Origin of the sequence: Nostoc sp. NOS(2021), assembly GCF_017115025.1 — a bacterium.
Taxonomy (GTDB): Bacteria; Cyanobacteriota; Cyanobacteriia; order Cyanobacteriales; family Nostocaceae; genus Nostoc.
The window spans coordinates 6,859-16,071 of record NZ_JABXKM010000290.1; the positions used below are offsets into that span (position 1 = coordinate 6,859).

General features: G+C 42.4%; 7 protein-coding genes and 1 CRISPR repeat array. Of the genes, 4 read left to right on the forward strand and 3 right to left on the reverse strand.

Translation table 11 applies throughout. The annotated features are described in order from the left end of the window. On the reverse strand, positions 1-248 hold a 248-nt coding region (locus HWQ41_RS28450; RefSeq protein WP_292770550.1), incomplete at its 3' end, for a hypothetical protein. A 144-nt stretch (positions 249-392) separates the two neighbouring features. Here HWQ41_RS28450 and HWQ41_RS28455 point away from each other — a divergent pair. The 3 genes from HWQ41_RS28455 to ovoA all read left to right on the forward strand — a co-directional run bounded on the left by HWQ41_RS28455 (position 393) and on the right by ovoA (position 5,411). Then, positions 393-938 (forward strand): N-acetyltransferase, encoded by a 546-nt coding sequence (locus HWQ41_RS28455; RefSeq protein WP_292770552.1) that lies wholly within the window; start codon positions 393-395, stop codon positions 936-938. A gap of 102 nt (positions 939-1,040) precedes the next feature. Beyond that, positions 1,041-3,197, forward strand: a complete 2,157-nt coding sequence (locus HWQ41_RS28460; protein WP_292770554.1) for a polyribonucleotide nucleotidyltransferase — start codon at positions 1,041-1,043, stop codon at positions 3,195-3,197. A gap of 379 nt (positions 3,198-3,576) precedes the next feature. Next, a CRISPR array of direct repeats spans positions 3,577-3,830; the repeat unit is 36 nt; unit sequence CTTTCCATAACCACTTCCCCTAACGGGGATGGAAAC. Positions 3,831-4,049: 219 nt separating this feature from the next. Continuing rightward, the gene (gene ovoA, locus HWQ41_RS28465; protein WP_292770556.1) at positions 4,050-5,411 is read left to right on the forward strand and encodes a 5-histidylcysteine sulfoxide synthase; all 1,362 of its coding nucleotides are present in this window, start codon (positions 4,050-4,052) and stop codon (positions 5,409-5,411) included. Between the two features lie 456 nt (positions 5,412-5,867). Here ovoA and HWQ41_RS28470 read toward each other — a convergent pair whose 3' ends face one another. After that, positions 5,868-6,458, reverse strand: coding sequence for a hypothetical protein (locus HWQ41_RS28470; protein ID WP_292770558.1), 591 nt, complete (start codon positions 6,456-6,458; stop codon positions 5,868-5,870). A 277-nt stretch (positions 6,459-6,735) separates the two neighbouring features. After that, positions 6,736-7,731, reverse strand: a complete 996-nt coding sequence (gene ilvC / locus HWQ41_RS28475; RefSeq protein ID WP_292770559.1) for a ketol-acid reductoisomerase — start codon at positions 7,729-7,731, stop codon at positions 6,736-6,738. Between the two features lie 240 nt (positions 7,732-7,971). Between ilvC and HWQ41_RS28480 the strand changes: the two genes are divergently transcribed. Then, positions 7,972-8,883 carry a DUF4349 domain-containing protein gene (locus HWQ41_RS28480; protein ID WP_292770561.1) on the forward strand — a complete coding sequence of 304 codons (912 nt, stop codon included), beginning with the start codon at positions 7,972-7,974 and terminating at the stop codon, positions 8,881-8,883. Positions 8,884-9,213: the final 330 nt, after the last annotated feature.

Below are 9,213 nucleotides of genomic sequence, written 5' to 3' on the forward strand. Positions count from 1 at the left end.
GTAGTAGCGATCGCTCCGCCCGCCGCAGGCATCGCAATTTGAGGTTGCTGGATGAAGTTGGTAATTGCCATGTTCTGGGAACGCAACCACTCATTCAACTCAACTGATGTCATTGCCAATGGATGTAGTGGTATATCTCCAGATCCACTAGACTCGAAATTTACTCGTGGCGATCGCCACGTTTCTCCCCAAATAAATAAACAACCATTTTGATTTTTTAGTAACCAATTTCCGTGTAAAATCGCCATTTGCTAACTACTCAGATTTTCCCAAAACTCAAGAATTAAAATCGTCATCATTCTACTTTTTGCATCTTAATAAATAAGCTTTTTTAGTCAAATATTGCGTATAATAAATATTTAAGCACTTCTTCAACATAAACATTATTGATAATGAATTTTCCCCTAATTAAAGTTTTAAAAAATGGGTTATTAGTGGAACTAGATTATATGCATCCTCAAGAACAGGAGGTTGTAAGAGCATTACTGAATGTTGTAATTGTTGAAGGTAAAACTTATCCCCAAAAGCAACCTCTATCTCCGGCAGAATTTTCAGCTTACTGGTTGAGTAAGGATGCCTTTGTTGTCAAGACATCTGTTGAGAATACTACACACAAGCCAAAAGAAATGTTAGGGGCGTTTTATTTAAAACCAAACTTTCCCGGTCGTTGTAGCCATATTTGCAACGCTGGTTTTATTGTACAACCTGGGTTACGTGGTCAGGGGATAGGGCGGTTCATGGGAGAGGCGATGCTCTTGATAGCAGCTAACCTGGGCTATGAAGCAGTAATGTTCAATTTGGTCTTTGAAACTAATATACCTTCAATTACACTTTGGCAGTCGTTAGGATTTGAGATCATTGGGCGGATTCCGCGTGCAGCAAAGCTAAGGGATGAACAAGTGGTAGACGCGCTGATCATGTATCGCGCTTTGGGTTGAACTACAAGTCTTATCTTTGTATGTACTAGAAGCCAGCCATAGTGCATAAATGTTAGGATTGCCACAGAAAGAGAATAGCGAAAGAGAAGGAAAAAAAACTGAATGGCAGAAGTTGACAAGTCAATATCCTTCGATGGAAGGGATATTCGACTGAAAGTAGGCTTACTAGCTCCCCAGGCTGGTGGGTCGGTTTTGATAGAATCAGGGGACACATCCGTTTTAGTGACGGCTACGCGATCACAAGCCAGAGAAGGCATTGATTTTCTTCCCCTCACAGTAGATTATGAAGAAAGGCTGTATGCCGCAGGTAGGATTCCCGGCGGGATCATGCGGCGGGAAGGTCGTCCACCAGAAAAAACAATTCTCACCAGCCGTCTAATAGACCGTCCCATGCGTCCCCTGTTCCCCTCATGGCTACGGGATGACCTGCAAATTATTGCCATAACGATGTCGATGGACGAGTTAGTACCGCCCGATGTGCTAGCAGTTACAGGTGCTTCGATCGCTACCTTGATTGCCCAGATTCCTTTTAATGGGCCAATGGCAGCAGTGCGGGTTGGGTTAGTGGGAGATGATTTCATTATTAACCCCACCTATGCAGAAATTGAAGCTGGAGACTTGGATCTGGTCGTAGCAGGTTCACCACATGGCGTAATCATGGTGGAGGCGGGAGCCAATCAGTTGCCAGAGCGAGATATTATCGAGGCGATTGACTTTGGTTATGAAGCAGTGCGGGACTTAATCAAAGCTCAACAAGATTTAGTAGCAGAACTGGGTCTGGTAATAGTGCAAGCAGCACCACCACAAGTAGACCAGACGCTAGAAAATTATATCCGCGATCGCGCTAGTAGCCAGATTAAGAAAATCCTCTCTCAATTTCATTTCACCAAACCCGAACGCGATGCAGCTTTAGATGTCGTCAAGGATGAAATTGCCACGACGATTAAGGAACTGCCAGAAGAAGACCCAATTCGAGTTGCCGCAACTGCAAATAGCAAGGCACTTGGTAACACTTTTAAAGATATTACCAAATACTTCATGCGGCGGCAAATCATCGAAGATAACGTTCGCGTTGATGGTCGTAAACTCGATGAAGTGCGTCGTGTTTCTTGTTTAGTTGATGTCTTACCAAAGCGAGTCCACGGCAGCGGTTTATTTAACCGCGAACTAACTCAGGTATTATCCACTTGTACTCTGGGTACACCTGGGGATGCCCAAAACCTCAACGATGATATGCAGCTAGATCAGCATAAGCGTTATCTGCATCATTATAACTTCCCCCCTTTCTCAGTCGGGGAAACCAAGCCAATGCGGGCCCCAGGAAGGCGCGAAATTGGTCATGGGGCATTAGCAGAGCGAGCGCTACTACCTGTGCTACCGTCAAAAGAAGAATTTCCCTACGTGATTCGCATCGTATCGGAAGTACTTTCCTCCAACGGTTCCACCTCAATGGGTTCAGTGTGCGGTTCCACCCTAGCCCTAATGGATGCTGGTGTACCAATTCTCAAACCCGTTAGTGGTGCGGCAATGGGTCTGATTAAGGAAGGGGACGAAGTACGAGTCCTGACCGACATTCAGGGCATTGAAGACTTTTTGGGCGATATGGACTTCAAAGTTGCTGGGACGGATGTTGGGATTACCGCCTTGCAAATGGATATGAAAATCTCCGGTCTGTCGTTGGACGTTATTTCCCAAGCCGTCCACCAAGCCAAATCAGCCCGGTTGCACATTCTGGAGAAAATGCTCGCTTGCATTGACACGCCGCGTACTGAAACCTCACCCTATGCCCCACGTCTGTTAACAATCAAGATTGATTCAGACATGATTGGTTTGGTCATCGGGCCTGGAGGCAAGACTATTAAGGGAATCACAGAGGAAACTGGTGCGAAAATTGACATCGAAGATGATGGCACCGTGACAATTTCCGCTGTGGATGAGAACAAGGCCAAGAGAGCCAAAAACATCATCCAAGGCATGACCCGCAAGCTGCACGAAGGGGATGTCTATGCCGGACGCATCACTCGGATTATACCGATAGGTGCATTTGTGGAATTTCTGCCTGGAAAAGAAGGTATGATCCACATCTCACAACTTGCTGACTACCGCGTTGGCAAAGTTGAGGATGAAGTAGCAGTGGGCGATGAAGTGATTATCAAAGTGCGCGAAATTGATAACAAAGGTCGGATTAATCTCACCCGCTTGGGTATCCACCCAGATCAAGCAGCAGCAGCACGGGAAGCTGCGGCGGTGAATCGGTAACTCGATTTGGGATTTTAGATTAGATTAAATCTAAAATCCGCGATGCCTATTGTGAAGGCATCGCCGTATGCTTCTCTAATTAATTGCAGAACTGCTCTAGATAAACTTACCGCGCTCACAATTGTTAATTTATTTATTAAATACTTGACAGGTTTTAGGTAATATATACAACTTTATATTCAGTGTGTTGAAGTTCATCGACGCATCTCGCCCGAACCTTGAAAACCGCATAACTTCGTTGAGATGCGTCGATGCCTTGTGTAGGAAGGCTTTCAGGCTACAAAATTGACGGATTTTTTCCGATTTTTTGTCCAAATCAAGAAATGCGTCGATTAGGGGGTCTAAAACCCCCTCCTAGTAAAGCTTCCAGAAGTGAACTCTTTCCATAACCACTTCCCCTAACGGGGATGGAAACTTTTAACCCTGGTCGAAAAATCGGTATTACACCTGCTTTCCATAACCACTTCCCCTAACGGGGATGGAAACTTCTTTCTTCCAACCTCTTCCTTTCCATTTACTGTCTTTCCATAACCACTTCCCCTAACGGGGATGGAAACAATAGTTGTTGACATACTTGGGGAGATTTTTTGTACTCTGCTTTCTATAACCACTTCCCCTAACGGGGATATGATCTGAAAGTCAGTTAAAACAACTAATTCAACGCTAATTCATTATTTATATTATTCTGGCAACCCGTAGTTTAAGTATTTAAAAATACATTATTGGTCTATTTACAAATTGAGCAAATTGCCCGATCATGGCGACACAGAAAAAATGTGATCAAAAACACTTTTTCTTGTAATCAGTCATAATTTATGTAATTTGTGCAATTAATCTCCTGTCAAAAATATCATGGCTTTAGTTTCAACGATAAATAAACTGACATCAGTTCAAGTCCCCACACTCAATGATTGCAGTTCACAAAGCCTGCTCAACTACTTTGAAAATTCTTGGGAACTTGAAGAAATACTCATGAAAAGTTTGGTCGGGGAAGAAACTTTTTATATTAACCCTGATCCTTTAAGAAACCGTCTAATTTTTTATCTTGGTCACTCAGCTGTTTTTTTCATCAACAAGTTAATTGCCGTTGGTTTAATAAAAGCTCGAATTAATTCACAATACGAAACCCTATTTGAAATCGGAGTTGATCCACAAACACCGACAGAATTGGACGCAGCTATACAAGGGGTTAGCTGGCCTGATGTCGAAAAAGTTTGGCAATATCGGGACAAGGCACGAGAGACAATCACAAAGGTTATTCAAAACACTTACCTGGATTTCCCAATTCATCAACAGCATCCCTTCTGGGCTTTGCTGATGGGAATAGAACATAGTCGCATTCACTTTGAAACCTCTTCGATGCTGATGCGACAATTGCCTATTGATCGCCTTAAACGTCCCCAAGGCTGGAATTACGCACCTAGCAACGCGAAGATTCCCAACAATGAAATGCGCCGGGTTCCAGGTGGTGTGGTGAAACTAGGAAAACCCCAGGATGATCTTACCTATGGTTGGGATAGCGAATATGGCGATCGCACTGTTGAAGTTAAACCATTTTTAGCTAGTCAATATCTAATCACTAACGGAGAATATCTGAAATTTGTTCAAGCTGGTGGTTACAACAATCCAGACTACTGGGATAGTGAATCTGGGAATTGGAAGCAACTCTACAACGTCCAACATCCAAAATTCTGGATACCCTTTCAGGATGGGTATCGTTATCGAGCCACATTCGACGAAATAGACTTACCCCTAGATTGGCCTGTGGAAGTCAATTACTACGAAGCGATCGCATTTTGTCGCTCTCAAGGCCCAGAAATACGCTTGATGACTGAAGCCGAATGGAATCAAGCCTTACTTACCTGTGAGGATAACCACTTATTAACTAACTATAATCTAAACTTACAATTCATTTCCCCCAGCCCAGTGGGAATGTTCAAACCAGCTAATAGTGCTTGTTGGCTCTATGATCTCAGAGGAAATGTCTGGGAATGGCTGGGGGACACTTTCAATGCCTTACCAGGATTTCAACCTCATCCGCTTTACGAAGACCAAGCAGCACCCTTTTTTGATGGTAAACATCAGATGATGCTCGGCGGTTCTTGGGCTACTAATGGTTCAATGGCATTACCAACCTATCGCAATTGGTTTCGTCCCTACTTTTATCAACACGTTGGTTTTAGAATTGCTCAAGATTTGCAAGCTGTGTCATAAAATGAATGAACTGAATACATTGAATATTGCGCGATGTGCAACTTAATATTCTGACGCAATATTACGGTTTATCGAATAGCCCAAAGAAACCTCACCCTGGTTATGCTACGCAAAACCTGTCCCTCTCCTTAGTAAGGCTATCCATTACCCGGATCTTTCTTAACATTTGCGAGAGTATTGACTCAGGTTTTTATAACCCAGATTCGTTCGTTGTTCATTCTCAATAAAAACGCAGTTTTAGCGAGAAGATTAAAAGCGAATTTGTCAAGTATGCCTAAATTCTCAGTGTCTAAGACGGTTATAGAACATGGGTTTCAAGATTGTAAAGAAAGATGTGGGTAACGCATAGTTAGTAAGGAGAGGGATGTCCGTCAGGACAGGGTGAGGTTTTTGTTTTGGGTAATTCGATGACTTGTGTGTATACGGTAGATTCCCTAGTAGGGAAGGGCTGGAGAGTTACGTTTGAGTAAAAGTTGCACACAGCATGAAAATAGCGATCGCAAAATGATAATTATATTTACAATAAATCTCATTAATTTTTTGTGTGTTACGAATAAAATCATTTAATTCATCATCGTAAACTAGGTCATAAGCACCATTTTCATAACATTCTGCTATTGTTAACATCATACTAGTCAGACTAGTATATCCTGGTTTAACTAGATCATATTCCTTAGCATCACTAAAAATTATCGAATGATTTTCAAAATTTTCTTGAAGAACTATTTGACAATATTTGAGGTATGCTTCAGAAAAGAATAAAGGAAAGAGTGAAGGTTCACTTTGGCTTCCTACCTGATAGAACCTCAGTGCTTTTTCGAGAGTTAAGAATTCAAAACTATCAAAAATAAAGGTTAATCTATTTGAGCAACCATTTCTCCATTGATATAATTCGTAAACTTCTTTTGGTAAAAAGACTGAAAACTTATTCGCCATTTCTTGAATTTCGGTATAGGTAAGTCCTGGCTGTAAATATGAAATAGCTTCAGGGTTGTTTTGTTGTAGCCAATTGAATATCCGGTCTAAAGCTTCGGTTAGAGGAGACATAATATTCTCTACAGATGTTTTTCTGAGATGTTACATATTTATTTGTGGGCATTGCATAATAGAGGGATGAATTGAGGTGATCAGTAGGTAAACAAAATTGTATTTGTATAAACTGCCATACAAGCTTAACTTGTCACCAATGACAATCAACAATGAAAACTGCACTTGTTTTTTAACCTAAATTTCCCCAGCCTGCGTAGTGCGCTAGCAAGAGCGCAAGCGCGATAAGCAGGCTTTACTGGAGTAGCCGAGACTTTAATCCTTCGGGTACTTTTGCTTAAGCTTTTTTCAACCAGCTAAACATAGCGCGTAAATCTTTCCCAACTTCCTCAATTTTGTGTTCAGCTTCTTTGCGACGCAAGGCAGTAAATCCTGGTTTACCAGCTTGGTTTTCCAGAACAAATTCCCGTGCAAATTGCCCAGATTGAATTTCGCTGAGAATCTTTTGCATTTCAGCTTTGGTTTGTTCGGTAATAATTCGCGGGCCACGGGTATAATCGCCATATTCAGCAGTATTAGAAATGCTGTCGCGCATTTTGGCTAAACCACCTTCCACAACCAAGTCAACAATCAGTTTGACTTCATGCAGACATTCAAAATAAGCCAATTCTGGTTGATAACCAGCTTCTACCAAAGTTTCAAATCCGGCTTTGATTAAAGCACTCAAACCACCGCACAATACCGCTTGTTCGCCAAATAAATCTGTTTCGGTTTCTTCGCGGAAAGTCGTTTCGAGAACACCAGCACGAGTACCACCAATACCTTTAGCGTATGCCATCGCGCGATCGCGTGCCTGACCACTGGCATCTTGATAAACTGCAAACAGCGCTGGTACGCCTTCCCCTTGTTCATAAGTCCGCCGTACTAAATGCCCCGGCCCTTTTGGTGCTACCATCACCACATCTACGTTAGCCGGTGGTACAACTTGCCCAAAGTGAATATTGAAACCGTGGGCAAAAGCTAACACATTCCCTTCTTCTAAATTTGGTTCAATCTCGTTTTTGTAAATCGTTTTTTGAACTTCATCCGGTAACAAAATCATGATGAAGTCAGCAGCATTGGCAGCATCTGCAACATTCTTCACAGTTAACCCAGCTGCTTCAGCTTTCGCTACTGACTTACTACCCGGATATAATCCCACAATCACATTCAAACCACTATCTTTTAAATTGAGAGCGTGGGCATGACCTTGGGAACCATAGCCGATAATCGCAATAGTTTTTCCAGCCAAAAGGTCTAAATTGGCATCTTCGTCATAGTACATCCGGGCCATAGAAGCATCTCCTGTCAGCAAGCATCGTCAATTGGCAGACTTTTGATTGTACCTCAAATTGAGTAACCACAGATGAACTGTCAGCCATTGAATTTACCCATTTGAACTCAGTGGGAGTTAAGCAGATGAGGGAGAAGAGACGCGATTAATCGCGTCTCTGTTACATAAATCGCAACAATACAGGCTTTGAGTTTTAGTTCAGTAATACTGGGGTTAACTTCATCCATCTGAGGGTAGATTATGTACACTTCGATTAAATTACCGCGCACATCTGCTTTATTTGTGAGTGCGTTATTAGGAGGGGTAATTTTCACCAGTTGTGCCTCTTCCCGTCAGTCAGCAAATCAGGCTTTACCTCAAATTGCAGCCGATGGCGCGGCAAATAAAGCAATGGCACCTGCTAGTGAAAGCAGTATTTCCCAAAATACGGAAGCTGCACCAATAGCTCGTTCTCGTCCCCAACTGATTAAAAAGGCAGCAATGTCTTTAACTGTCAACTCTGTAGATCAAACTATTGATGCTGTTTCGCAAATTATCAATAAACAGCCAGGGGATTTAATCGGGTTGCAAGAACAACAACCCAAAAACGACGACCGGCGTTACACAGCAACAATCCAATTGCGGATACCAGAGAATCTGCTGGAATCGACCTTAGAACAACTAGCTAAATTGGGCACTGTCGAGAGTCGTAATATCACTGCGGAAGATGTGGGCGATCGCCTGGTGGATTTCCAAGCTAGATTAACTAATTTGCAGAAAACTGAAGTCAATTTGCAAAAAATTATGGATCGGGCGGGTTCTATTAGAGATGTGCTTAGTGTTGCCCAAGAGTTGAGTAATGTCCGACAAACAATAGAACAAATTAATGCCCAACTCAAAAGCCTACAAAATCAAGTTGCATATTCCACTATTACGCTGAACCTCGAAGCAGCAGTTTCTAGCACCAGTCCCCAACCTGCCTTTGGTTTGCAAGTTCAGCAAACCTGGAACAACTCCACCCACTCCTTTGGTGCATTTACCGTTGGCTTACTCAAGCTGGGTATTTGGTTAATTGTTTACAGTCCCTATTTGTTAATTTTTGCTGCTCTTGTCTATGGCTTTAACCGTTGGCGGCGAACTCATTCACCACGTTTGACACAAACACCAGATTAACAATTCAAAATTCAAAATTCAAAATTCAAAATTAAAGACATTTTCAGACGGGTTTGATTTCTGCAAGCTGCTGCTACGCTGCCCTACTCCAATTACGATCGCAATCTGGGACAAACGCTATAATCCTTATTCTTCCGTTCCGTCTTTTTTCTAAGGGATTTCCAACAAATAAACTATCCAATCTTGTGGGGTGGGTGTCTCACCCGCCCCACAAGAAATTATTGGATGTTTTTTTATTTGGAAGTCCCTAACCACCTAGAAAATAGGTGAACCGGGAGTTATAGCAACGGACAAGAAGGTTAGGACATTAACTGATGATAAAACCTATAT

What these genes read in the sequence shown, in the direction of transcription:
- HWQ41_RS28470 (WP_292770558.1), bottom strand. Translation starts at nt 6,458, where the DNA reads ATGTCTCCTCTAACCGAAGCTTTAGACCGGATATTCAATTGGCTACAA.
- ilvC (WP_292770559.1), bottom strand. Translation starts at nt 7,731, where the DNA reads ATGGCCCGGATGTACTATGACGAAGATGCCAATTTAGACCTTTTGGCT.
- HWQ41_RS28480 (WP_292770561.1), top strand. Translation starts at nt 7,972, where the DNA reads ATGTACACTTCGATTAAATTACCGCGCACATCTGCTTTATTTGTGAGT.
- HWQ41_RS28455 (WP_292770552.1), top strand. Translation starts at nt 393, where the DNA reads ATGAATTTTCCCCTAATTAAAGTTTTAAAAAATGGGTTATTAGTGGAA.
- ovoA (WP_292770556.1), top strand. Translation starts at nt 4,050, where the DNA reads ATGGCTTTAGTTTCAACGATAAATAAACTGACATCAGTTCAAGTCCCC.
- HWQ41_RS28460 (WP_292770554.1), top strand. Translation starts at nt 1,041, where the DNA reads ATGGCAGAAGTTGACAAGTCAATATCCTTCGATGGAAGGGATATTCGA.